This window comes from Rhizorhabdus wittichii (assembly GCF_017607425.1).
Taxonomy (GTDB): Bacteria; Pseudomonadota; Alphaproteobacteria; order Sphingomonadales; family Sphingomonadaceae; genus Rhizorhabdus; species Rhizorhabdus wittichii.
Genome location: NZ_CP059320.1, coordinates 52520 through 74724 on the forward strand (window position 1 = coordinate 52520; position 22205 = coordinate 74724).

Annotated in this window: 22 protein-coding genes and 7 pseudogenes; 10 read left to right on the top strand and 19 right to left on the bottom strand. The window is 60.9% G+C overall.

What is annotated here, in order from left to right; all coding sequences use genetic code 11:
* Window positions 1-31: 31 nt before the first annotated feature.
* The 4 genes from HRJ34_RS27630 to HRJ34_RS27645 form a co-directional block, all read right to left on the bottom strand.
* A complete protein-coding gene (locus HRJ34_RS27630) occupies window positions 32-868 on the bottom strand; it encodes an enoyl-CoA hydratase-related protein (RefSeq protein WP_208634559.1) in 837 nt (278 codons plus the stop codon).
* Window positions 865-2037: a CaiB/BaiF CoA transferase family protein gene (locus tag HRJ34_RS27635; protein WP_226949247.1), complete on the bottom strand. Its 1173-nt coding sequence runs from the start codon at window positions 2035-2037 to the stop codon at window positions 865-867. Before HRJ34_RS27635 ends, HRJ34_RS27630 begins: the two co-directional genes overlap by 4 nt.
* Window positions 2034-2675, bottom strand: coding sequence for a VOC family protein (locus HRJ34_RS27640; protein ID WP_208634561.1), 642 nt, complete (start codon window positions 2673-2675; stop codon window positions 2034-2036). The genes HRJ34_RS27635 and HRJ34_RS27640 overlap by 4 nt, the downstream gene beginning before the upstream one ends.
* Before the next feature lie 83 nt (window positions 2676-2758).
* Complete coding sequence (locus tag HRJ34_RS27645) at window positions 2759-3604, bottom strand: alpha/beta fold hydrolase (protein ID WP_226870502.1); 846 nt, start codon at window positions 3602-3604, stop codon at window positions 2759-2761.
* A gap of 29 nt (window positions 3605-3633) precedes the next feature.
* On the opposite strand from HRJ34_RS27645, the gene HRJ34_RS27650 reads away from it, so the two are divergent.
* The 4 genes and pseudogenes from HRJ34_RS27650 to HRJ34_RS27665 all read left to right on the top strand — a co-directional run.
* Complete coding sequence (locus HRJ34_RS27650) at window positions 3634-3957, top strand: hypothetical protein (RefSeq protein ID WP_208634563.1); 324 nt, start codon at window positions 3634-3636, stop codon at window positions 3955-3957.
* A 67-nt stretch (window positions 3958-4024) separates the two neighbouring features.
* Window positions 4025-4913 (top strand): annotated as a pseudogene (locus HRJ34_RS27655) (VOC family protein).
* 81 nt (window positions 4914-4994) lie between these two features.
* Window positions 4995-5327 (top strand): non-heme iron oxygenase ferredoxin subunit, encoded by a 333-nt coding sequence (locus HRJ34_RS27660; RefSeq protein WP_185210326.1) that lies wholly within the window; start codon window positions 4995-4997, stop codon window positions 5325-5327.
* 75 nt (window positions 5328-5402) lie between these two features.
* A pseudogene (locus HRJ34_RS27665) lies at window positions 5403-5558 on the top strand (anthranilate 1,2-dioxygenase); the annotation flags it as partial.
* A 119-nt stretch (window positions 5559-5677) separates the two neighbouring features.
* Here HRJ34_RS27665 and HRJ34_RS27670 read toward each other — a convergent pair.
* Window positions 5678-6607: an ATP-binding protein gene (locus tag HRJ34_RS27670; RefSeq protein WP_244858183.1), complete on the bottom strand. Its 930-nt coding sequence runs from the start codon at window positions 6605-6607 to the stop codon at window positions 5678-5680.
* A gap of 231 nt (window positions 6608-6838) precedes the next feature.
* A pseudogene (locus HRJ34_RS27675) lies at window positions 6839-6952 on the bottom strand (IS3 family transposase); the annotation flags it as partial.
* Window positions 6953-7038: 86 nt separating this feature from the next.
* Between HRJ34_RS27675 and HRJ34_RS27680 the strand changes: the two are divergent.
* Window positions 7039-7803: an IS6-like element IS6100 family transposase gene (locus HRJ34_RS27680; RefSeq protein ID WP_001389365.1), complete on the top strand. Its 765-nt coding sequence runs from the start codon at window positions 7039-7041 to the stop codon at window positions 7801-7803.
* A gap of 61 nt (window positions 7804-7864) precedes the next feature.
* On the opposite strand, the gene HRJ34_RS27685 is transcribed toward HRJ34_RS27680, so the two are convergent.
* The 10 genes and pseudogenes from HRJ34_RS27685 to bphC all read right to left on the bottom strand — a co-directional run bounded on the left by HRJ34_RS27685 (window position 7865) and on the right by bphC (window position 15510).
* Window positions 7865-8875 carry an ABC transporter substrate-binding protein gene (locus HRJ34_RS27685; protein ID WP_208634564.1) on the bottom strand — a complete coding sequence of 337 codons (1011 nt, stop codon included), beginning with the start codon at window positions 8873-8875 and terminating at the stop codon, window positions 7865-7867.
* Window positions 8872-9030: a hypothetical protein gene (locus HRJ34_RS27690; RefSeq protein ID WP_208634565.1), complete on the bottom strand. Its 159-nt coding sequence runs from the start codon at window positions 9028-9030 to the stop codon at window positions 8872-8874. The genes HRJ34_RS27685 and HRJ34_RS27690 overlap by 4 nt, the downstream gene beginning before the upstream one ends.
* Before the next feature lie 70 nt (window positions 9031-9100).
* Entirely contained in the window at window positions 9101-10684 is a 1584-nt protein-coding gene (locus tag HRJ34_RS27695) for a class I adenylate-forming enzyme family protein (protein WP_208634566.1), read from the bottom strand.
* Window positions 10685-10708: 24 nt separating this feature from the next.
* Window positions 10709-11107: a Zn-ribbon domain-containing OB-fold protein gene (locus HRJ34_RS27700; protein ID WP_208634567.1), complete on the bottom strand. Its 399-nt coding sequence runs from the start codon at window positions 11105-11107 to the stop codon at window positions 10709-10711.
* Window positions 11108-11119: 12 nt separating this feature from the next.
* Window positions 11120-12307 (bottom strand): thiolase C-terminal domain-containing protein, encoded by a 1188-nt coding sequence (locus HRJ34_RS27705; RefSeq protein WP_226949243.1) that lies wholly within the window; start codon window positions 12305-12307, stop codon window positions 11120-11122.
* Window positions 12308-12327: 20 nt separating this feature from the next.
* Window positions 12328-12864, bottom strand: a complete 537-nt coding sequence (locus HRJ34_RS27710; protein WP_208634569.1) for an aromatic-ring-hydroxylating dioxygenase subunit beta — start codon at window positions 12862-12864, stop codon at window positions 12328-12330.
* Window positions 12865-12970: 106 nt separating this feature from the next.
* A complete protein-coding gene (locus tag HRJ34_RS27715) occupies window positions 12971-14263 on the bottom strand; it encodes an aromatic ring-hydroxylating oxygenase subunit alpha (RefSeq protein ID WP_208634570.1) in 1293 nt (430 codons plus the stop codon).
* Between the two features lie 68 nt (window positions 14264-14331).
* Window positions 14332-14502 (bottom strand): 2-hydroxymuconate tautomerase, encoded by a 171-nt coding sequence (locus HRJ34_RS27720; RefSeq protein ID WP_208634571.1) that lies wholly within the window; start codon window positions 14500-14502, stop codon window positions 14332-14334.
* Between the two features lie 2 nt (window positions 14503-14504).
* Window positions 14505-14600, bottom strand: a pseudogene (locus tag HRJ34_RS27725) (glutathione transferase GstA); the annotation flags it as partial.
* 31 nt (window positions 14601-14631) lie between these two features.
* The gene (gene bphC, locus HRJ34_RS27730) at window positions 14632-15510 is read right to left on the bottom strand and encodes a biphenyl-2,3-diol 1,2-dioxygenase (protein ID WP_208634572.1); all 879 of its coding nucleotides are present in this window, start codon (window positions 15508-15510) and stop codon (window positions 14632-14634) included.
* Window positions 15511-15905: 395 nt separating this feature from the next.
* Here bphC and HRJ34_RS27735 point away from each other — a divergent pair, with 395 nt between their 5' ends.
* The 3 genes and pseudogenes from HRJ34_RS27735 (at window position 15906) to istB (ending at window position 17665) form a co-directional block, all read left to right on the top strand.
* On the top strand, window positions 15906-16670 hold the full coding sequence (locus HRJ34_RS27735) for an IS6-like element IS6100 family transposase (protein ID WP_001389365.1): 765 nt from the start codon (window positions 15906-15908) through the stop codon (window positions 16668-16670).
* A 48-nt stretch (window positions 16671-16718) separates the two neighbouring features.
* Window positions 16719-16901: pseudogene (locus tag HRJ34_RS27740) on the top strand (IS21 family transposase); the annotation flags it as partial.
* On the top strand, window positions 16898-17665 hold the full coding sequence (gene istB, locus HRJ34_RS27745; protein ID WP_007686288.1) for an IS21-like element ISSsp5 family helper ATPase IstB: 768 nt from the start codon (window positions 16898-16900) through the stop codon (window positions 17663-17665). The pseudogene HRJ34_RS27740 and the gene istB, both read left to right, overlap by 4 nt.
* Before the next feature lie 123 nt (window positions 17666-17788).
* On the opposite strand, the pseudogene HRJ34_RS27750 reads toward istB, so the two are convergent.
* Window positions 17789-18874: pseudogene (locus tag HRJ34_RS27750) on the bottom strand (DUF4158 domain-containing protein); the annotation flags it as partial.
* A gap of 16 nt (window positions 18875-18890) precedes the next feature.
* Between HRJ34_RS27750 and HRJ34_RS27755 the strand changes: the two are divergent.
* Window positions 18891-19400, top strand: coding sequence for a Fic/DOC family protein (locus tag HRJ34_RS27755; protein ID WP_226949245.1), 510 nt, complete (start codon window positions 18891-18893; stop codon window positions 19398-19400).
* A gap of 182 nt (window positions 19401-19582) precedes the next feature.
* Here the strand turns inward: HRJ34_RS27755 and HRJ34_RS27760 are convergent.
* A pseudogene (locus HRJ34_RS27760) lies at window positions 19583-20418 on the bottom strand (IS3 family transposase); the annotation flags it as partial.
* 52 nt (window positions 20419-20470) lie between these two features.
* On the opposite strand from HRJ34_RS27760, the gene HRJ34_RS27765 reads away from it, so the two are divergent.
* Window positions 20471-20860, top strand: coding sequence for an SDR family oxidoreductase (locus HRJ34_RS27765; RefSeq protein WP_244858180.1), 390 nt, complete (start codon window positions 20471-20473; stop codon window positions 20858-20860).
* A 60-nt stretch (window positions 20861-20920) separates the two neighbouring features.
* Here HRJ34_RS27765 and HRJ34_RS27770 read toward each other — a convergent pair whose 3' ends face one another.
* Window positions 20921-22159 carry an NAD(P)/FAD-dependent oxidoreductase gene (locus HRJ34_RS27770; protein WP_226870539.1) on the bottom strand — a complete coding sequence of 413 codons (1239 nt, stop codon included), beginning with the start codon at window positions 22157-22159 and terminating at the stop codon, window positions 20921-20923.
* Window positions 22160-22205 lie beyond the last annotated feature (46 nt).

The following is a 22205-nucleotide window of genomic DNA, read 5'->3' on the forward strand; positions in this document are numbered from 1 at the left end:
TTTATATGTTCGATTCACCAATTCGCGATATTCATTCAATATTCCTATTTCCTATTGTCGTATAGTTTTCTAGCGCCGGTTTGAATTTTCGATTAGAGAACCCCTGAAGTGCGACGTCAAGCCATTTCTGACGCGATGTATACGAAAGTTCAAAGAATTTTGCTGATTCCCATTCAACTGCTTCGTCGAAATCCATTTCGACGGACCGCTCGAATACACGCTTGATCGCGACAGCCGCGTGCCTGTCTTTTGCTGCCAACTCGGTGCTCAGCCTGTCAATCTCGCCGCTCAGATCTGCAACCGGAACCACATGATTGACCAATCCGATCTCCGCCGCCTTGTGACCGTCGAACACCTGCCCCGTCAGGAGGTAATAGAGCGCCACTTTGCGTGGCAAGTGCCGGGCGACCATCCAGGTCAGACCTGCACCGGGGATGACGGCGAAGTTGATTTCCGAAAGGCTGAAACGCGCGTTCGAGGCAGCGACCGACAAATCGCAGAGCCCCGCGACCAAAATGCCTCCGCCCACGCACCAGCCCTGAACCGCCGAGATCGTGATGCCGTTAAAGTGGCGAAGACGCTTCATCCACGACAGCGCCAGATCCATCGTTCGCATGAACATGTCGGAGTCCCCGAAATTCCCAAGCAGGAACTCCTCAAGATCCATGCCTGCGCAGAAGTTGTCACCTCTCCCGACAATAACGATAAGCCGTACATCGCCCCGGCGCTCCACCTCGTCCAGCGCGGAGTGCATGTCGGCATGAACTTGCGGAGACATCGCGTTGCGCTTTTCGGGGCGATTGAACGCGATCGTTGCTCGCGCTCCATCGAAACACAGGTCGACGGTCGGAAAAGTTACGGCGTTCATGTCGTCTCTCCCGTTGCGGCCCGGCCGACCCCGGTCTCTTCGCGTGCCCGCGCTTCATCCGGTTCACCGAAATAGCGATGATTATGCTCACCCAGAGCGGGTGAAGATGCCGTGGAGTCGGGCGTGTATCCGCTGATCTGTATCGGGAGTTCGAATATCACGTCTGACGACGCTATCCCGGCACAGCCCGCTTCCGCCTTTCCGTTCGCCATGGCTTCGGCTACGCTAAGCACGGGAGCGAAACAACAGTCGGCCTTCACCAGCAGGTTGCACCAGTGATCAAGTGGGTGCGACCCAAAGATTCCTGCAAGCTCGGACTTCAGCCAGGCTTGGCGAGTCTCGTCGAACTGGAAGGGCTGCAAGTCGGGCCTCTGCAGCGCCGCACACAGCCTCGCCCAGAACTTGGGTTCACCGGCCCCGACGGTCAGATGGCGATAGTCAGATGTCTGATATATCTGGTAGCAGGCAAAGCTCCCGTCGAGAAGCGAAGGCCCGCCGGCCGACATCGTTAGCGGCCCGATGTTCAGCGGCTTGCAGCATTCGGTCATGGACACGCCGTAGAACCGTCCCCGGCCCGTCCGTTGCCGCTCGACGATGCCGGTCAGCACCGCGATCACGGCGTGAAGAGATCCACCCATGACGTCCGCGATCTGGAAACGCGGCAAAACCGGCCCTCCGGTATCATCACGCAACTGATCCAGAAGCCCCGCGTATGCAAGGTAATTCAGATCGTGGCCCGCGAGATCGCTGAGGGGACCAGACTGACCATAACCGGTAATCGAGACATAGACGAGCGCGGGCTTGATAGCCGAAAGAGTCGCGTAGTCGATTCCAAGCTTCGCTGCTACGCCCGGCCTAAAGCTCTCCAGCACAACATCCGCTTCGCGCACCAGATCGATCAATCTTTCGCGTTCCACTTCCCTTGTCAGATCGAGCGTGACGCTGTGCTTCCCGCGATTGACAGCCCGGAAGAATGCCGATTGCCCGAGCTGCTCATCAGGTGCGGCGTCGAGCGGGCGGCGCGCGTAATCGCCGCCAACAGGATGCTCGACTTTGATTACAATCGCACCAAGATCGACCAGGTATTGCGTGCACATGGGGCCGGGCAGCAACCGAGTCAGGTCGACGACCGTAGTGCCATGCAGCGGCGCCTGCGCCATGGAGTTCATACCGTCCACGGCAGCCGATCCAAATTGTTCCGGAATTCCTGCCGTAGGGCAAACTTGTCGATCTTGCCGGTGACGCCTTTAGGCAAGTCTTCGACCGCCTTGTTGCTGCAGCTCATGAAGACCGCTAGCTCGGTGCCGTTGCTCTCGTCGACCACCGTCTCCGAGACTTCGAAGTCGAGCGCCTCGACGAAGATCTTGGTCGACCCGACGATGTCGGTGCCGTTGAGCGCGCAATGGTCGAAACGCTGCACGCGCATACCGCGCGGCTCGCGATGCCACACATCCGGATTCTTGGTCATCGGCGCCGTGTCCGAAATCTCCATGTCCGCATAGAGATCGAAGACATGCTTGGTCGGCGTCGTGAAACGGATCTTGCGGCCCACGCCCGGATCGGCACCAGCCGGGATCTCCTCGGTGCGAACCCCCATCGCATCGATCCGCTTCTTGAACACGTCGAGATCGCGGTCGCTCGCGACCTTGAAGCCGATCACGTCGAGACCGGGTGTGTCCGCCTCGCGCAGGATGATGCTGTGCCGATCGAATTCGTCGAAGCCGCGGAAGAAGGCGCGGTCGCCTTCGGTCTCGCCAACCTGATCGAGGCCGACGCGGTCACGATAGTGAGGGATCGCCTGCTCCATATCGAGGACCCGCATCTGGACGTATCCGGGCCTCAAGACTCCTGTGACAGCCATGTTCAACTCTCCTAATTTGCTAGCTCGTTCTAGCCGTTGAGGCCCTGTTTTACAAATTCGGTGACGAGGCGATTGAAGCTCGCCGCCCGCTCGATCTGCACCCAATGCCCGCAATTGCCGAAGGCATGCAGATCGGAATTCTTGATCAATTTCACAAGTCTTTCAGAAACTTCGAGCGGAATCACCTGGTCGAGCTTGCCGTGAAGGATCAGCACCTCGTGCGGGATCGCCGCGACATCCTCCTCGTTGCTGCACAGCATCTTGAGGTGGTTCTGGCGCGGTTTCGGGCCGAACGTGGCCGAATAGGGTTCGGCCGCGCCGGGACGCTTGCTGGCCTCGTAGCGAGACTCGATCAGCGACTCGGTGATGCGGCTCGGGTCGGTCGAGAGATAGGCGATCGTCTTGCGCATCATCTCCATCGAAGGCTCGTAGCCCCAGACGTAATCGAGGGCCTCGGTGATCGGGAACTCGACGCCGGCCGCGCCCATCAACACCGCGCGGTCAACGCGGTCGGGATGCGCGATCATGAACGCGATAGCCAGCGCGCCGCCGAAGCTGTTGCCGACCAGCGACGCCTTCTCGATGCCCATCGCATCGAGGAAGCCGGCGAGATGGTCGACCCAGATCTGCCGGTCCTTGATGCCGCCTGCCGGGGCGTCGGTGTAGCCGAAGCCGATCATGTCGGGTGCGTAGACGTGGAAGTCCTTGGCCAACTCGGGCAGGTTGGCGCGCCAGTTCGCCCACGCCGTCACACCGGGACCCGAGCCGTGGATCAGGAGCAGCGGCGGCCCCTCGCCCTGCTCATGATAATTGGTACGAACGCCGTTCACCGAGACGGTCTTGCCGATCTCGGGGATCGTAGCTTGTTTTTCCATTACTGCGTCCGACATGGAGATGACAGGAATTGACCTACAAGGGCGCGCCACCAGGAGGTCGTCTCACGGAATTCGCCGGAAAGGACCGGCTGTGCGCTCTTGTTTTAGTTGCACATAGAGGAACTCCTTACAAGGCGAATCTCGCCGTTCAGGCCCTCGAACACGTCGATAATCAGCGCTTGCGTGCTTCGCAAGCGCCGAGCCTGAAGCCGCGTTTCGACATTTTTCCCGATCTGGCTGATCTACGCTGTCGTTCAACCACTCCAAAAGCGGTTCGGGCCGGGGCGTTATCAGGCGAATCCCGTGCAAACCGTTGTCCTGATGCGGTTGCGGAGGTGGTCGAGTTGGACTAAGGCGCGGGGGGCGGGACCGGGCTGGGGTGCCGGGCTTGAAGTAGAGACAAGAGAGAGGATGAGCGCGATGTCGCAAGTGACCGAGCTGGGTTATATCGGTCTGTCCATATCGACGTTGAGGCGTGGAAGGATTATGCGGCGTCGATCGTCGGCATGGAGATCGTCGACGAGGGTGAGGGCGACCGCATTTATCTGCGGATGGACAAGTGGCATCACCGCCTCACGCTGCACATCGATGGCGGCGACGACCTGGCCTATATCGGCTGGCGGTTGCGGGTCCGTCCGAGTTCAACGAGCTGGTCGAGAAGCTGCGGCTCAACAACCTCGACATTCGCGTGGCGTCGTAGGAGGAATGCGCCGAGCGGCGTGTTCTGGGCCTGGCCAAGACGGTCGATCCGGGCGGCAACCCGACCGAGATCTTCTATGGTCCGCTGGTCGACAACTGGCGTGCGTTCCACCCGGGGCGGCCGATGTTCGGCAAGTTCATGACCGCCAAGGAAGGCATCGGCCACTGAATCTTGCGCCAGGACGACATTCCTGCCGCGGTGCGCTTCTACGAGATGCTCGGCCTCACCGGCTCGGTCGAGTACAAGCTTCCGCTTCCCGGCGGCATGGTGGCGCAGCCTTATTTCATGCACGTCAACGGGCGCCAACATTCGGTGGCGTTCGGCGCTTGGGCCGATGAAGAAGCGGATCAAGATGCTCGAATATACCGATCTCGACGATCTGGGGGTGGCGCACGACATCATCCGCCAGCGCAAGATCGACGTTGCGCTGCAGCTGGGCAAGCATTCGACCGACGAGGCTTTGACCTTCTACTGCGCCAACCGTCGGGCTGGCTGTGGGAGCTGGGCTGGGGTGCCAAGAAGGCGGACAACCAGCAGGAATATTACAGCCGCGACATTTTCGGCCACGGCAACGAGGCCGCCGGCTACGGGATGGACATCGAGCTCTAACCGAGCGTTTGAAGTCTTGGGCGATGGACGCCGGGGTCTTGATGATCCCGGCGTCCCAGCGACGATTGCGAGAAGGATGATATGAGCGAGCTGATTCGCCTGTGCCGAGTGGATGAGGTGAAGGAGGGCGAGCCGGTGGCGGCGCATGTCGCCGGGCTGCCGCCGTTTGCGGTCTATGATGTCGGGGGCACTTATTATGTGACCGACAACATCTGCACGCACGGCAATGCGATGCTGACCGACGGCTATCAGGACGGCGGCACGATCGAATGCCCGTTCCATGGCGGCGCGTTCGACATTGCGAGCGGGGCGGCGACGGTGTTCCCGTGCCAGATCCCGCTCAAGACCTATAGTGTCGAGGTCGACGACGGCTGGATCGCGATCCGGCTGGCATCGCCCGAAGCGGGCGCCTGAAATGGGAGCTGAGATGGGGGCACGGACGGGGTTCGAGGAAGCTGGGGCGCGCGATCTTCACCAGGAGGTTGAGGACTGGTGGCGCGCCATGCCGAGCTGATCGACGAGGACCGTCTGGAGGAATGGCCCGAGCTGTTCACCCAGGAGTGCGTCTACAAGATCATCGCGCGCGAGAATGTCGACCGCGGCCTGCCGATCGCGGCGATCTTCTGCGACAGCCGCAAGATGCTGGTGTGAACCGACAATTTAAGCTGCAATCTGCTTTGAACGCGGAATGCTGCCAACCGACAGATTATGCTGCAGCGGACGAGACTTCACACGCACCGTGATTGCCAGCCCGGGCGCAATTCTCATGATGGTTTTGAAGTCCCGGCCACCAGCTGCTCCAGCGCCTGCACCAGAGGCATTGCCGTGATGCCGTGCGGCTTCGGGTAGGCCATTTCTCCGGGGTAAATCAGCCAGCGCTTCTCGATCTCGAGATCGTCACAGGCAAGGTGAAACCCGCGCTCAACGCTGGGCGCCGTCGACCGCTTCACTTCGATGGCCACTTCGGGAACGCCGCCGGACACGAGGATGAGGTCTATCTCCGCACCATTCGCCGTCCGGTAGAAATGGGCATCGTAGCGATCGCCGACCGCGCCGATGATGTTCTCGATAACCATTCCTTCCCAGCTGGTGCCGGCGACAGGATGGGAAAGAATGTCGTCGAGCTTTTCGAGGCGCAGCAGGGCATGCAACAGCCCGCTGTCGCGAACATAGAGCCTCGGTGCCTTCACCAGTCGTTTGCCGACATTGGCAAACCAGGGATTGAGCCTGCGGACGAGGCCGAGATCACACAGGATGTCGATATAGTTGGCAACGGTCGGTGCCGAGATGGAGAGACTCCCCGCAAGGCCAGAGGCATTGAACAGACCCCCCTGCCCGTGGGCGAGCATCGTCCAGAGCCGGTTGATGGTCGCACTCGGCATGCGAGGAACCATGAAAGGCAGATCGCGTTCAACATAGGTGCGGATCAGGTCGAGCCTGCGGCGGAAGCTTTCGGTGTCGTTGGGCGCGGTCAGGCTCTCGGGAAAGCCGCCGCGCACCCACAACTGGTTGAGATCGTCCAGTCCGGCTGACCGCGCTTCGTCTGCGTCGATCGGACCCATGTCCATATAGGCGACGCGTCCGGCGAGCGACTCCGAACTCTGATTGAGCAGAATTCGGTTTGCCGAGCCGAGCAGCAGGAAATGACCCGCCCCCTCCCCTGCACGGCGGCGCTCGTCGATAACGCCGCGCAATGTCGAAAACAGATCCGGTGCCCGCTGGACCTCGTCAATGACGACAAGCTTGCCAACGCCTATCGTACGTAAATGTCACTTTCGTGCAGTGACCCCCGCTTCTCGCAAGGCTCGAGCGGCACCGTCGGCAACCGGCATATTTTCAGCATTGTCTCGCGGCCTATAAGCCCGAATATACCTGTACGCCGGTTCCCGGTCCGATCACGCTGCCTCCACGCAGCGGATGAGCCGGGTCAGGGTGATGCGCCGGCACGGCTCGGCCGTCGTTCCGCTCTGCGCCAACACGATCTCAACTTCACGCAGCTTGCCGATAATCTCTTCCGGCTTGTGCTTCTTGCTCGGCATTCGTCGTCCCTTTCGTGATCCAGACGGCTCTGTTGCAAAAATCGTGAAGCTTGAGCATGCTTGGCGGAGATTGGACGGACGGAACGATGACGGATTTCAAGTGGCGCCATTTCCAGGGTGATGTGATCCTGTGGGCGGTGCGCTGGTATTGTCGCTATCCGATCAGCTATCGCGACCTTGAGGAAATGCTGGCGGAACGCGGCATTTCGGTCGACCATACGACGATCTATCGCTGGGTCCAGTGCTACGCCCCGGAGATGGAGAAGCGGCTGCGCTGGTTCTGGCGGCGTGGCTTTGATCCGAGCTGGCGCCTGGATGAAACCTACGTCAAGGTGCGGGGCAAGTGGACCTACCTGTACCGGGCAGTCGACAAGCGGGGCGACACGATCGATTTCTACCTGTCGCCGACCCGCAGCGCCAAGGCAGCGAAGCGGTTCCTGGGCAAGGCCCTGCGAGGCCTGAAGCACTGGGAAAAGCCTGCCACGCTCAATACCGACAAAGCGCCGAGCTATGGTGCAGCGATCACCGAATTGAAGCGCGAAGGAAAGCTGGACCGGGAGACGGCCCACCGGCAGGTGAAGTATCTCAATAACGTGATCGAGGCCGATCACGGAAAGCTCAAGATACTGATCAAGCCGGTGCGCGGTTTCAAATCGATCCCCACGGCCTATGCCACGATCAAGGGATTCGAAGTCATGCGAGCCCTGCGCAAAGGACAGGCTCGCCCCTGGTGCCTGCAGCCCGGCATCAGGGGCGAGGTGCGCCTTGTGGAGAGAGCTTTTGGCATTGGGCCCTCGGCGCTGACGGAGGCCATGGGCATGCTCAACCACCATTTCGCAGCAGCCGCCTGATCGGCGCAGAGCGACAGCCTACCTCTGACTGCCGCCAATCTTTGCAACAGAGCCATTACACTTATTCAACGAGTTTCCATCGACCATTCTTGACCTGTACGATCCGCAAGGAGTCGGGGGTCAAGCCAATGTGGTCGGTCTCGTTCATCATCCGGAAATGCCCTGTCACACCCACAAAGGCGTTGCCTTTTTCGATGGCATCGCGAATTTTGGCGGGCTCGATACTGCCACTGCGCCGCACCGCCTCCCGGATGGCGAAGAACGAGTCATGTGCAATACCCGCAATGAAGGAAGGGGCTTCGTTGAATTTGGCGCGGTAGGCCTTCACATAGGACTGCACCACCGGTTGCTGGGGGTCGCTGGCCGGCAATTGATCCCACACAAGGATGGGGCCGTTGGCCATGATCATGTCCTCCGCCGCGCCGGCCGCCAATTTGACGAAAGCGTCCGACGCCAGCGCATGGGTTCCGTAGTGCGGCACGGTGATGCCGAGTTGCTTGTAGTTCTTGGTGGCAATCGCCGCCGGCTCGCCGAAGCCGCAATTGAAGATCGCCTGCAAACCCGGTTCCTGTCGCAGTTTGGTCAGCTGTACGGTCATGTCCGTGTCCTTGGCGTTGTAGGACTCATCGCGCAGAATCTTGACGCCTTTTCCCGGTGCCAATTTCTGCGCGAATGAGAGACAGGATCGACCGAACGCATCGCTACCGGCAATGATGCCGATGCTCTTGATACCGCGACCCAGCATGTGGTCGTACAGACGACTGACTACCATCGCATCGTTGTGGGCCAGTCTGAAAACGAACTTCTTGACAGGGTCGGTGATCACACTGCCACCGGCCAGCGACAGCATGGCGATACCGGCCCGTTCCACCAGCGGGACGGCTGACATCGTCGCGCCTGTCGTAGAGCCGCCAATGATGACGTGAACCTTGTCGTTCTCGATCAGACGCTTGACCAGCGTATTGGCGCGCGATGCATCCGATTCGTCGTCGTAGCCCTGGAACTCGACTTTGCGGCCATCGATGCCGCCAGCGGCGTTGATGGCTTCGACGTACATCTCGACGGTTTTCATGGCACCGCGCCCAGATAAGAAGCAGGGCCAGTGACGGACAGATAGGCACCGATTTTCAACGGCGGCTTGGTTTGAGCTGCCGCCGGCAACAAGACGGACACACACACGACGGCGGTAGCCATCAAACATTTCATGGGGTTGCGTAGTTTCAACATTTTTGTCTCCTAGGGTTACAAGTTTTAAGCAGGGGGAATTTTTAGAGGTGCTTGACGGGGCACTACAAGGTCAAGCAACTTCGAGTTGCCAGGGAAGGGGCACTGCACCGCCAGACAGCCATTTCTTCAACTCGCCTTTCTTCAGCTTGGCGTTGGATGTCTTGGGCAGTTCATCGACAAACACCACATGCTTGGGCGTTTCGGGGCGACTGAGCTTGCCGTGACAAAAATCGATAAGCGCCTGCACCGTCACATCGCGGTGCGAAGGTTTTCGGACGACCACAGCGACTACCGCCTCGCCCCATTCCGGGTGCGGCACGCCGACCACGGCCACCTCCTCCACCGCCGGGTGCTCGACCAGAATCGCCTCGACCGTGGTTGGAAACACATTGACCGCGCCGGTAATGATCAGGAACTTCTGCCGATCCAGCAGATACAGATAGCCGCGCTCGTCGAGCCGCCCGATGTCGTTGGTGCGCAGCCAGCCGTCCGGCATCGCTTCCGCCGTAGCCTCGGGCAGGTTGCGGTAACCCTTCATCATGGTATTGCCACGCAGCCAGATCTCGCCGGATTGACCGATCGGCACTGGCTGGCCCGACTCGTCGCGAATCGAACAGTCGTAGTGAATGCCGATGCGGCCGACCGACTTGAGCAGCTCGATCTCCTCGCGCAACGCATGCTCGTGGTCGGCATCGGTCAGGTAGCTGATCCAGCCGCCGGTGGCTTCTGTCATCGCGTAGGCCTGCAGCAGCTTGATCCCCTTGAAGGTCGCCCTCGCATCACGGATCAATTTGGGCGTGGCGGGCGACGAGCCGTACACCACCATGCGCAGAGAGGACAGGTCGTAAACTGGATTGGTTTGGATTTCAACAATCGCGCGCTGCAGCATGGTCGGGACGAGCATCCCGACCGTAACGCGAAAACGCTCGATGTCGCGCAGGTAAGCCTGTAATTGGTATCCGCCGTCCGGAATCACGGTCGTCATCCCGTTGCCGAGCCCGAATGCGTTCAGTATCACGACCACCCAGGCCGATGCCGCCGGCATGTACCAGACATCGTCAGGTCCAAAACCAAAAGAAATCAGCGAGTGGAGGATGCAGTTGACACCGCCCTCCTGCGTGAGCATTACGCCCTTGGGTACACCGGTCGTGCCGGAGGTGTAGCTGACAAAAAGGATGTCGTCGGGCGCCAACGCTGGCCAGTGCGGCTCACCCTCGGCTGTCGCCAGCAAGCTTTCGTAGTCGCGCTCCAGACCATGGCCTGCACCATAGCCAATCAGCGTGATGCCCAGTGCCTTGAGCTCGCCCAGCCGCTCGGCGAGCAGATGCCGGCAGCGCGTATCCAACAGCAGGAACTTGACCTCGCTGTCCTTCAGCACGTGCAGCATCTCGGGCCAGACGTACCCTGTATTGAGCCCGACCCGCGGCGCCGCGATCTTCATGCAGGCAAAGAAGTGCTCATACACCTCGATGCTTTCTTGCGTCAGGATGGCCACCGCCTCGCCCGGACGGTGGCCGAGTTGTTGCAAGGCCACGCCGAACCGGTCGGAGCGTTGATCCATCTCGCGCCAGCTACGCGAGCGTTCGCCGCACAGGTAGGCGGTCTTGGTCGGGTAGTTACGCGCACAGCGCTTAACCAGGTCTCTTGCCAACATAACTTGTCTCCTTGGTTTTAAGTTTCACTTGTCGGCCTTATTGCCGTCGTCAAGGGCCGGTCGGAACACCAGACCTTGTCGGTCGAAATGCGCCTGGACCGCCTGACCGACGGCGACCGCCTCGGGCGTGACGCCGTCAAGCCGGCATATCAGTCGCGGCCCCTCGGCCAGCTCGATCAATCCATGCACCAGAGGCACGGGAAATTCGGGCGTGTAGGGCCGACGCGTCACGGTAAAAGAGAGAACAGCCCCGCGGCCAGACGCGGGCCTCCATTGCACGCCGTGATCTCCAGCGACACACCAGGCACGCTGATGCAGACCCAGCGCCCGGCCGGTTTCGGTATGCACGGGAATGCGCAATTCGCCAGCAGCGATGAATGCGAGAAATGCCTCGTCGTAGCGGTGAAAAAAGGTGCTATCCATCAATGGCTCCAGTCAGGCGAGGGTGCGGTGTGGGCTGACCAGTACGCAGGTGTGGTAGTCAAGGCAGCCACCATTGCCGGTCACCAGAATCAAGTCGTTGCGCACGACCTGCCGCGCGCCGCCGGCACCGCGTGCCTGGATCACCGCCTCCGACAGCGGCGTCATGCCCTGCAGGTAAAAGCCCGACAGGTGCCCACCACCGGTATTGACCGGCAACTTGCCGCCGGGCGCGGTGTGGCCCTGCGCGACGAAGGCCCCGCCCTCACCCCGGGGACACAACCCATATGCCTCCAGACCCAGGATGCCGGCGTAAGAAAAAGCGTCGTAAAACTGGCACTGAGTCACATCACTGGCATTCACCCCGGCACTACGGTAAGCGGTCTGGCCGGCCTGGATGGCACCCGTGAAGACCTCTGGATCGTCGCCGCTCAGGCCACTGCGGCCGCGGTGCCCCTGGCCCATGCCGTGGATGAAAACGGGCGGCTGAGGCCCATCAACAGCACGGTCGGCGGAGGTGACGATGAGCGCGACAGCGCCGTTGACCGGGAAGCAGCAGTCGAACACGCGAAACGGCTCCACGACGAAAGGCGATGCGAGGTAGTCGTCCATCGTCATCGGCTTGCGCAGGAAGGCCTGCGGGTTCAGCGCCGCCCATTGCCGGCAAGCAAGCGCATAGGCGCCGAGCTGCTCGGCCGTGCTGCCATAGAGCGCCATGTGACGGCGCGCGGCCAACGCATAGGCGGCGGTGGCCCCCAGGAAGCCTTGCTGGGCCTCCCAACCCTCGACACCGGTCAGCGGCATCGCCAGAGCAAAGGCATCACCCCCACCTGCCCCCGATCCTTTGAGCGGGGTGTCGGCAAACACACAGGCCACCGACTTGACCAGTCCTTCACGCACCGCCATCGCTGCATACTGCACCATCTGCACCGCTGTCGAGCCCTCGGAATCCATCGCAGCCAGCAGCCCCAGGTCGCGCAGCCCAAGGTCGTTTTGCAGACGCAAGGGCAACTCTTCAGGCTCTGCTGCCGGGCTTTTGTTGAGCAACAAGCCATCGATGTCTTGCAGGCGCAGACCCGCATCAGCGGCAGCGGCGGCCACCGCAGTGGCCGCCAACTCGCGGATCGTGCCGACGGGCTGGCGTGACATCGCACTGAAACCCAGCCCGGCAATCGCGGCTCTGGCCCTGGTCTTTTTCTTCACTCGCGTGACCATGGTGCGCGTCAGATGATGAATGCCAGACTGGGAACAGCCTCGTCCCCATGGATCAGCACCACTTTCTTGAAGAACATGCCCAGCGAGCCATCCGCTCGGCGGCGCAGATGGTGCTCCACCCGCCCCGGCCAAACTTCTATCTGACCTGTCGATGAGCGCCGCAATTCGTAAAGCACAAAGTTCGACAGTACGCGGTAGCCGCCCTGCGCATGATGCTCTACCTCAATGTTGCTGACGATCCGCCGCATCGACGACACCGGCAGTTGGGCATGGCGCTTGCCTGTCATCAACTGCGCGATGCGGACGCGCAAGCGGGAACGGTTGTCCGCGGTAATCGACACATGTTTGTTCATGTCGTAATCACCCTCGCCGCGCGGAACCCAATAGGTCATGTCGTCCTCAACCAACGCCTCCCATTCGGCGTAACGCGATTCGTCAGCCAGGCGCGCCTCTCGGTACAAAAAGTCGCAGACTTCGCGGTGCTCTTCCAGCCCGATCACGTCAGTCTTTTGCTTGGTGCCGACAGCGGCTGTGATGCTTGTCATGATGTATCTCCTTGCGCGTCCTGCTCGCAGGACGCTTTTTTAAACACGAAATTTCAGTGAATCCGCCGCCCCCGAAGGGGGGCGGATGAGGTGGTGATCAATACGCTCAAACAGGGGACGGCGAAGGGGCTGTCATCACCTTTTTGTAGTGCTGCCAAAAGCCGCGGTTGGTACACTCGTCGGTCACGTGCCCCACCACCACGCCCATCTCATCGACATGCTCTCGGTTCAGACCGCGCGACACGTCCAGCCAGTCGGCACGGTCGCGCAAGGCGATTTGCTGGCGCTCCGAAATCACGCTGTCGTCGGCAAGCAGGAAGGCCGAGGGGCCCATCGCCGCTTCGGAGTTGCGGATAATGCGCTGGTTGACTTCGTCAGGAGCGCCTTCAAGCAGCATCGGGGTGTGCCATTGCACGCACTCATGGGCGTTGATTGGCAGAAAAATGATGATGTTCATCTCGCCGAGGAACAGGTTAGGGAAGATCGTGGCGTGGGGCGGGCCATCTCGCAGAATGTTGTCGCCCTTTTCCTCGCCGTAGGCGGCCTTCATCTGCGCGATGTACTCCGGAAAACGATTCGGCGTGGTGTTGAACCACTTGAGATACTCGGTGTAGGTCGGGGAGAGATACAATTCTGTATGCCCGTTACCCCAATCCTTGGCTTGGGAGCGCAGGCTGTCTTCTGCAGCAATCGCGGCGCTGTCATAGTGCGAATCGATCACTTGGGCAAAGGAAGCATGCACGTCGTTGACGTGGTAGCCGTCCGTGTCGTTCTCGGGCAGCATCTTCCAGTTGGCACCGAAACGCTGCTTGGTCCAGCCCGCCGTGAGCTGAAGGCGACCGGTGGGCGACATGTCGCAGGCGCGGTCGATCAGGATTTTTCCTCGCCCCAGTTGTTCCATCAAGGGTGGCGCCGAAGCATTGAAGGTGGCGAACACGAAGCCACGATAGACTTCAGTGCGCAAGGGCTGCAGCTTCAGCTCCGACTTGTCCTTGTCAAACCCGCCGGGATAGGGAACGTCCTTCAGGTTTCCGGCCAAATCATAGACCCATCCGTGGTAGGTGCAGGTGAAGTATTTTTCCTTGCCATGGTTGGCGATGCACATCATGTTGCCGCGATGCGCGCAACGGTTGGCGATGACGGCGATGGAGCTATCGCGCTGGCGCACCATCAAGACCTCTTCTCGGCCCAGCGTGCGGCGCACGTATTCGCCGGCCGTTGGCACTTCGGAGTCGTGACCAACGAAGACCCAGCCGTCGTAGAATATTTTCTTCATTTCGAGCTCGAATATCGACTCGTTCGCGTACAAGCTGCCGTGAATACGGTCTCGCTCTATCAAGGCACCGACATCAACGTCAGGAGCCTTGCGTGTGATGGTGATCGTTTGTGTACTTGCCATTTTGATTCTCCATAAAAATAGTGTAAAAACTGGCGCTGAAAGTATTTCCTTCCCGGGCCGCGCGCCAGCTAGCGTCCGAGATCCTTGGCGCTCACCCCGGCAATGCCCCAGTTCTCCTTGGGCACGTCCTGGATCCAGACTCTGACGTTTTCCTTGGGCGCGCCGACAGCGTCAACCAGCGCCTGCGTGACCTTTTCGATCACCGCGCGTTTTTGCTCTTCGGTGCGACCTTCAATCATGTCAGATCGACTTGTACCAGCTCGAAGTTCAGGCCCGCCTCGCGCAAGGCGATGTGCGGGGACAGGGAGCAGGCGCCAGGGCTGTAGTAAAGCTTCATTCAAAAACTCCTGTGTGGGTCAGCTTGTTGTTTATGCTTTGTTGCGCACCGACTTATGGCCCCACATGCTCGGGCTATCGTGCCGTGCCACCACCCAGGAGCGGTCAACGGTGCGGGCGCCCCAGCCGTACTCGACCTCGACTCCGGACGGGGTCGCTGCATAGAACGACACCATATGGTCATTGGTGTGGCACCCCAGCGTGGAGGTGATCAAGCCGTCAGCGTCAACCCGGTCAAACGCAAAACCGACGTCATTGAGCGACGAGACTTCGAGCATGAAGTGGTGAATGCGCTTGGGCAGCGGAAAAGCTGCGATCGCGAGGGTGTGGTGGCGTTCGTTACAGTGCAGAAAATACGCCGGAATCGTCACGTCCGGTCCCATTTTCATGTCGATGACGTCCGACAACTGGAAGCCGAGCACCTGGGTATAAAACGCCAGCGCCTTGTCCGAATCCGGCACGCAGCGCACAAAATGACCCAGCCCCTGCTCGCCGGTCAGAAAACCCGACACCGCCGCGCCGGGCATGAACGGTTTTTCGAACACCTCGCTGGCGCCATAATAAATTTCCAGTGGCAGACCAAACGGATCGGCAAACGAAATCAAGCCCATCACGCCGCGCCGCTTGGCCAGTTCGACATCGCCCGTGACCACTTCGATTCCGGCCTGCCGCAGTTTTTCTGTCATCTGCGTCAGACCCGCTGCATCGGCCACCTCGTAGCCAGCGTAGGCCAAATCGTCTGCCTCGCCCTGCTGGACGGCAATCCGCCAGGCGCGCGAATCGATGCGAAACAAGGCGCCGTCATCGGTGACGCCTGCTTCCATCAAGCCCAATTTCTGGGCCAGGAAAGAACGCCAGGCGGGCACATCCTTGACCGCGAATCCCATGTAACCCAAGCTTTTGATACTCATTTTGAAGTTCTCGCATTCATTGTATTTTTCACTTGGTCATTACAGAAGATTTCGCCACACTTCAGCATGGACCGAATCAAGGCTCAGCAACGTGTGTCTCGTCATAATCTCGATAATATAATCGACATTCGACATTTTTACGATAGGGAAAAACCCTAGGTGTCGAGTTCCGTGCGATTATGTACCCCGTCGCAGCTGGCCGTTGTTTCGGGCCCGTGCTGTTTTGGCGGGCCTTCTGGCCTCTGGTACTGAGGAGAACGCATCATGAGTATGGTCCATCCGATGGCACGCACTACCCCACGCACGCGTGCTGAGATTCATGAATCCCAGGCCGGGCTCTGTTGCAAAAATCGTGAAGCTTGAGCATGCTTGGCGGAGATTGGACGGACGGAACGATGACGGATTTCAAGTGGCGCCATTTCCAGGGTGATGTGATCCTGTGGGCGGTGCGCTGGTATTGTCGCTATCCGATCAGCTATCGCGACCTTGAGGAAATGCTGGCGGAACGCGGCATTTCGGTCGACCATACGACGATCTATCGCTGGGTCCAGTGCTACGCCCCGGAGATGGAGAAGCGGCTGCGCTGGTTCTGGCGGCGTGGCTTTGATCCGAGCTGGCGCCTGGATGAAACCTACGTCAAGGTGCGGGGCAAGTGGACCTACCTGTACCGGGCAGTCGACAAGCGGGGCGACACGATCGATTTCTACCTGTCGCCGACCCGCAGCGCCAAGGCAGCGAAGCGGTTCCTGGGCAAGGCCCTGCGAGGCCTGAAGCACTGGGAAAAGCCTGCCACGCTCAATACCGACAAAGCGCCGAGCTATGGTGCAGCGATCACCGAATTGAAGCGCGAAGGAAAGCTGGACCGGGAGACGGCCCACCGGCAGGTGAAGTATCTCAATAACGTGATCGAGGCCGATCACGGAAAGCTCAAGATACTGATCAAGCCGGTGCGCGGTTTCAAATCGATCCCCACGGCCTATGCCACGATCAAGGGATTCGAAGTCATGCGAGCCCTGCGCAAAGGACAGGCTCGCCCCTGGTGCCTGCAGCCCGGCATCAGGGGCGAGGTGCGCCTTGTGGAGAGAGCTTTTGGCATTGGGCCCTCGGCGCTGACGGAGGCCATGGGCATGCTCAACCACCATTTCGCAGCAGCCGCCTGATCGGCGCAGAGCGACAGCCTACCTCTGACTGCCGCCAATCTTTGCAACAGAGCCATCGATCTTGGCGCCATCGGCTTCGATGCCGTCAAGCACCTCGTCCTGTGCCGGATCGAACGCGTACCGCCCAGGCTGGACCTGGACGTCTATCCCTTCCTGCCACGCACCACGGTCGAGAAGACCTTTGCCAGAGCCTATCTGAGCCTGCTCTCCGACCGGCAGGAGGCCGCATGAGCGATCAGGCCCCGGAGATCCTTCTCGCTCACCATCTCAAGGCGCTCAAGCTGCCTACGTGCCTGCGTGAGCATCACAAGCTCGCGCGGCAATGTGCCGCTGAAGGCGTCGATCATATCCGCTTCCTCGCCCGCCTCGTCGAGATGGAAATGATCGACAGGGAGCGTCGCATGGTCGAGCGGCGCATCAAGGCCGCGCGCTTCCCCGCCGTCAAAAGCCTCGACAGCTTCGACTTCGCCGCCATCCCCAGGCTCAACAAGATGCAGGTGCTCGAGATGGCGCGCTGCGAGTGGATCGAGCGGCGTGAGAACGCCATCGCTCTGGGGCCATCAGGCACCGGAAAGACGCACGTAGCGTTGGGGCTCGGACTGGCAGCATGCCAGAAAGGACTGTCGGTGGGCTTCACCACCGCGGCAGCGCTGGTCAGCGAAATGATGGAGGCCCGCGACGAGCGCCGTCTTCTGCGCTTCCAGAAGCAGATGGCCGGATACAAGCTGCTCATCATCGACGAACTGGGCTTTGTGCCGCTCTCCAAGACCGGCGCCGAACTGTTGTTCGAGCTGATCTCCCAGCGTTACGAACGCGGCTCCACCTTCATCACCAGCAACCTGCCCTTCGACGAATGGACCGAAACCTTCGGATCTGAGCGTCTCACAGGCGCGCTCCTCGATCGCCTGACCCATCACGTCAGCATCCTCGAGATGAACGGCGAAAGCTATCGCCTCGCGCACAGCCGGGCCCGCAAGGCCAAAACCAGACCCTGAAAATTACACCAATGCCGGGGGGAGTGGCCCTCGGGCTACGCCCTCACGCCACTCCCCCCGGCATGTAACACGATGGCCTGGTTTTACGCCGCCGAATGGCCGACTTTTGCTCCGCCGTTGACACATCACCTTGTAGATGCGCCGGTCCAGAGCGCCCTTCGCATGGCTCTCCTTGACGATCGCCGCCAGCTTGGCCTTACCGGCGATCGGGAAAATGACATCGCAGATGCGCCCCGATGGTTCATTGATCGAGGCGCTGGCGATCTCGACCAGCAGGCGCTCCTTTCCATAGACCCGCTCGATGTCTTTCGCGATATCGCCCACCACCTTGCGTTTCGAGCGCGTTCCGATCTTGTGAACGGTTTCGATCAGCAGGTCGATCATCGCGTCAGTGAGTTGCGCCTCCCGCGACATTAGATAAATCGCATAAAGGCCGAGCTGTCGCGCCGGCGCATGCCGGCGCATCTCCGAGGCCTTTTCACCGGCAACGCGGCGAACAATCTGATCGACCCATGGCTTGCCCGTAGCCGTCAGGAGATCATGGGGAAGATCAAGTCTCTGGATAAAGGCGAGTTTCTCGGTCACGTCGAGAATGTTGTCGAGCGTTGCCTGTCCGGCGTCACCCTTCATCCTGTTGAATCCGGTCGAGCTGTCCGGATCGGCAAGCGAGGCTTCCAATAACGCCACCGCATCTGACGAAAGCCGATCACTGGCTCCGATCAGCCAGGTGTCCAGATAATCTTGCCGTTGTGAGCGAACGACACGTTCAAGCTCCTTGCGCGACGGCCCATAAATACGCCGGTCCCGGCACCACAGGAAAACATGCTCAAGCATGGCATTGATCGACTGGCCGCCCGGGCACAGCTCGCCAGCAATCCATTCCGTCAATTGCGCGCGATCCACCCGCTTCATGCGGTGATATCCAAGATGGATCAGGATCTCCGCACAATGCCGTCGTGCTGTCCGACTGGAAAAGTCATAACCGGCTATCTCGCCAGCCTCGACACCGAGTTGCTCGGCCAGATACGAGAGGCCATCGGTAGGGATTGAGCCGGGATCGATCGCGAAAAACCCCAGGGAAGCGAAGAATTTCAGCTGCGCGGCGAGGCCAAGGCGCGTCAGGGCCGGCTTCGAATTTACAAAATCAATATCGGCAAAGCTCAGGCTCCATCGTCCGATCAAATCCCCGCCCGGAATACTCCGATCCATCAACCCACTCCCTATGATGGAGCGAACTGTCCTCTTCTATGATTTCCATCGTCAATACCGAATGCCACGTTCCCAAAACGTTCTCCGACTTGGCCAAAATCGCAGCTTGGGGCCGACTGGGCCTTATACCTATCCCGGCACCGACACGCTTCGGAACCGGCTTGGGATCACCGATGATAAGACGCTCACAGAGGCCGAGCGGCGACTTACTCAGGCGCGCGGCGCGGAAGCCGCGCGCCTGACCTTTCCGGCAACGGCCGACGGCTACCGTGCCCTGCATAAGCATCTCTTCCAAGACCTCTACGAATGGGCTGGCCAGGACCGCACCGTCGACACCGCCAAGGGCGGTGCGCGTTTCGCGCACGTGCCCTACATCGCGCGGGAACTCGACAAGCTGTTCGCCGACGTAGGGGCGAAGAACGGCCTTCGCGGGCTGAAGTTGATGCCCCTGATCGTGCGTCTACTGCTCGACCACGCCACCGGCGCCCCCTGCGCGGCACGGGAGGAGAAGAGCGATGATCTGTGAGAAGATCGGTCCCCAGCATCTTGAGCGCAAGGCGATCCTGTATGCCTATGGTAAAACCCACGTTGTAGCTGGATATGATGGCGCCGCCCTGCGGACGAGGAGTCGTCGCAAGGCCCGGGATGAGTGGTTGGCGCTGATTCCCGGCTCGCATGAAGGTTATATCAGCTGGGAGCGCTCGGAGGATAGAAGATCTCGCCGTTGAGCAGCTCGTCGCGCAGCGACCCGTTGAAGCTCTCATTGTAGCCATTCTCCCAAGGTGATCCCGGCGCGATGTAGAGCGTCTTCACGCCGATCTTGCCGAGCCACTTCTGGACGGCCGTAGCGATAAATTCAGGACCATTAGCGGACCTGATGTGTGCCGGAGGCCCGCGCATGACGAACAACTCGGCCAACGCGGCCAGCACGTCCTCGTGACGTAGCTTCCTGGCGACGATGAGCGCCAGGCATTCCCGGCTGGCCCCATCGATAATGGTCAGGATCCGGAACTTGCGCCCGTCGTGAGTGCGGCCCTGAACGAAGTCATAGGCCCACACATGGCCCGGATATTCCGGCCGGAGCCTGATACAGGAGCCATCGTTGAGCCACAGCCGCCCGCGCTTCGGCTGCCGCTGCGGCACCTTGAGCCCCTCGCGTCGCCAGATCCGCTCGACCCGCTTGCGGTTCACTGTCCACCCCGCGTCGCGCAGCAGGGCGGTGACACGTCGATAGCCATAGCGACCATATTGCTTGGCCAAAGCGATGATGTCCTCGGTCAGCGCCTGCTTGTCGTCCGCCCCGCGCGCTACCTTGCGATGGGTCGACCGATGCTGTCCGAGCACCTGGCAAATCCGTCGTTCGGACACCGGTAGCTCTCGCCACAGCTGGTCGATACAGCGCCGTCGCCGCGCGGGGCTCAGAAGTTTCCCCGGGCGGCCTCCTGGAGAATGAGCTTATCCAGCGTCAGGTTGGATATCGCCCGGCCAAGCCGCAGATTCTCCTTCTCCAGATCCTTCATACGGCGCGCCTGAGAGGCCGAGATCCAGCGCTCCTTATGGCCGACAATGTGGTGCTGCCATGCCGTGCTGCCGCTGATGCTCGAAGCGAACAGCGGCGCGATCGTAAACATCGGCCCGGTCGCAACGCGCGGCATCAACCGGGTCCCCTATGCCGCGGCCAAAGGCGGAGTGTCGGCGCTTACCCAGGCGCTGTCGTTCGACCTCGACGACCGGCCGATCCGGGTCAATTGCGTCGCTCCCGGCGGAGTCAATGTCGAGCGGGTCACGCCGCGCAATCCCAAGCCGCCGACCGAGGCCGACATCAAGGGTTTCGGCGAAGTCGGCGAGCAGACGTTGCGCGACACCTTGATGAAGCGCTTCGCGGCGCCGGAAGAATTGGCCGCCGCGATCTGCTTTTTCGCCTCGCCCGAGGCGTCCTACATCACCGGCCAGACGCTGTACGTGGCAGGCGGCGGGATAGGCTGATCTGAGGGGGCGTCCAAGGCGCCCACCCTCTTCCGTACGGGAGAGGGTTTCACCGCAGGCCTATGCCGCCCGCGCCTTGGGCTTCAAGAACTCGCGGAGCGGAATCGAGGCGTCGCCGAGCTGACCCGGGTCGACCTCGAGCCGACGCTCGACCATCCTCTTGCCGACGCCCATGTCGACCGCGCGATTTGCGGTCAGCACGCCGGCGACGACGTTGCCGTCGAGGAAGAAAGCGGTGAACTGGCTGCTGTCGAGCTCGCCGCGCATCACCACCGGCAGGCTGTCGTCGATCCGGCCGGAGACCTGGATGTTGATGTCATATTGGTCGGACCAGAACCAGCAGGGCTTCAGATAATCGACCTCGCGGCCGATCATCGCCTGCGCCGCGGCCATGCCCTGATCGGCGGCATTCTGATAGGTTTCGAGCCGCACCCGGCCGCCGAAGAAATTGGGCTGGTCGGCGACGTCGCCCGCCGCGAACACCGCCTCATGGCTGGTGCGCCCCTGGCGATCGACGACGATGCCGTTGCCGATCGCTAGCCCGGCGTTGGCGGCAAGCTCGGTCGAGGGCACGATGCCGATCCCGACCACCACCGCGTCGCAATCGATGCGCGTGCCATCGTCGAGCTCGACGGTGCGGACCAGGCCGCCGTCAAGATACAGCCTGGTCACGCCGATGCCGTAACGCGCCTTCACCCCGCGCTTGTCGTGCTCGCGGCCGAGCCAGGCGCCAAAATGCGCACCGAGCGTGCGGATCATCGGCACCGGCGCCGGCTCGATCGCGGTGACCTCACAGCCGCTCTTGCGCGCGCTCGCGGCGACCTCAGCGCCGATCACGCCCATGCCGATGACGACGATACGCGCACCCGGCTTGAGATCTGCCGCGAGCCGGTCGGCGTCATCCTTGGTCCGCAAATGATGGACATTGGCGGCGGTCGCACCATCGAGCGGCAACAAGCGCGCCTTGCCGCCGGTCGCGAGCAGGATGCGATCGGCCGGGATTTCCTTGCCGGAGGCCAGCCGAACCCCTCGGCCGGAAAGCTCCAGTGCTTCGGCGCGCACGCCGAGCTCCAGCTCTATCTTATTGTCTTCATACCATTGCTGGTCGTGGAGGAAGAAATTCTCGGGAAGCTGGTCCCTGTCCCACAGGCATTCCTTGGAGAGCGGCGGCCGCTCATAGGGCAGCCACCGCTCCTCCCCGATCAGGACGATCCGTCCTTCATAGCCGTTGAGCCGGAGCGCTTCGGCGGCGCGTCCCCCTGCAAGGTTGGCGCCGACAATCACAACCGAAGCGATCATAAATTAGCCTCCGTACCCTTCGAACCGAACTTAGACTCAATCCCGG

What these genes read in the sequence shown, in the direction of transcription:
- istB (WP_007686288.1), top strand. Translation starts at nt 16,898, where the DNA reads ATGAGCGATCAGGCCCCGGAGATCCTTCTCGCTCACCATCTCAAGGCG.
- HRJ34_RS27765 (WP_244858180.1), top strand. Translation starts at nt 20,471, where the DNA reads ATGCTCGAAGCGAACAGCGGCGCGATCGTAAACATCGGCCCGGTCGCA.
- HRJ34_RS27645 (WP_226870502.1), bottom strand. Translation starts at nt 3,604, where the DNA reads ATGGAAAAACAAGCTACGATCCCCGAGATCGGCAAGACCGTCTCGGTG.
- HRJ34_RS27700 (WP_208634567.1), bottom strand. Translation starts at nt 11,107, where the DNA reads ATGGATAGCACCTTTTTTCACCGCTACGACGAGGCATTTCTCGCATTC.
- HRJ34_RS27685 (WP_208634564.1), bottom strand. Translation starts at nt 8,875, where the DNA reads ATGAAAACCGTCGAGATGTACGTCGAAGCCATCAACGCCGCTGGCGGC.
- HRJ34_RS27715 (WP_208634570.1), bottom strand. Translation starts at nt 14,263, where the DNA reads ATGGCAAGTACACAAACGATCACCATCACACGCAAGGCTCCTGACGTT.
- HRJ34_RS27720 (WP_208634571.1), bottom strand. Translation starts at nt 14,502, where the DNA reads ATGATTGAAGGTCGCACCGAAGAGCAAAAACGCGCGGTGATCGAAAAG.
- HRJ34_RS27710 (WP_208634569.1), bottom strand. Translation starts at nt 12,864, where the DNA reads ATGACAAGCATCACAGCCGCTGTCGGCACCAAGCAAAAGACTGACGTG.
- HRJ34_RS27680 (WP_001389365.1), top strand. Translation starts at nt 7,039, where the DNA reads ATGACGGATTTCAAGTGGCGCCATTTCCAGGGTGATGTGATCCTGTGG.
- bphC (WP_208634572.1), bottom strand. Translation starts at nt 15,510, where the DNA reads ATGAGTATCAAAAGCTTGGGTTACATGGGATTCGCGGTCAAGGATGTG.
- HRJ34_RS27630 (WP_208634559.1), bottom strand. Translation starts at nt 868, where the DNA reads ATGAACGCCGTAACTTTTCCGACCGTCGACCTGTGTTTCGATGGAGCG.
- HRJ34_RS27660 (WP_185210326.1), top strand. Translation starts at nt 4,995, where the DNA reads ATGAGCGAGCTGATTCGCCTGTGCCGAGTGGATGAGGTGAAGGAGGGC.
- HRJ34_RS27695 (WP_208634566.1), bottom strand. Translation starts at nt 10,684, where the DNA reads ATGTTGGCAAGAGACCTGGTTAAGCGCTGTGCGCGTAACTACCCGACC.
- HRJ34_RS27635 (WP_226949247.1), bottom strand. Translation starts at nt 2,037, where the DNA reads ATGAACTCCATGGCGCAGGCGCCGCTGCATGGCACTACGGTCGTCGAC.
- HRJ34_RS27735 (WP_001389365.1), top strand. Translation starts at nt 15,906, where the DNA reads ATGACGGATTTCAAGTGGCGCCATTTCCAGGGTGATGTGATCCTGTGG.
- HRJ34_RS27770 (WP_226870539.1), bottom strand. Translation starts at nt 22,159, where the DNA reads ATGATCGCTTCGGTTGTGATTGTCGGCGCCAACCTTGCAGGGGGACGC.
- HRJ34_RS27690 (WP_208634565.1), bottom strand. Translation starts at nt 9,030, where the DNA reads ATGTTGAAACTACGCAACCCCATGAAATGTTTGATGGCTACCGCCGTC.
- HRJ34_RS27755 (WP_226949245.1), top strand. Translation starts at nt 18,891, where the DNA reads ATGGAGCGAACTGTCCTCTTCTATGATTTCCATCGTCAATACCGAATG.
- HRJ34_RS27640 (WP_208634561.1), bottom strand. Translation starts at nt 2,675, where the DNA reads ATGGAGCAGGCGATCCCTCACTATCGTGACCGCGTCGGCCTCGATCAG.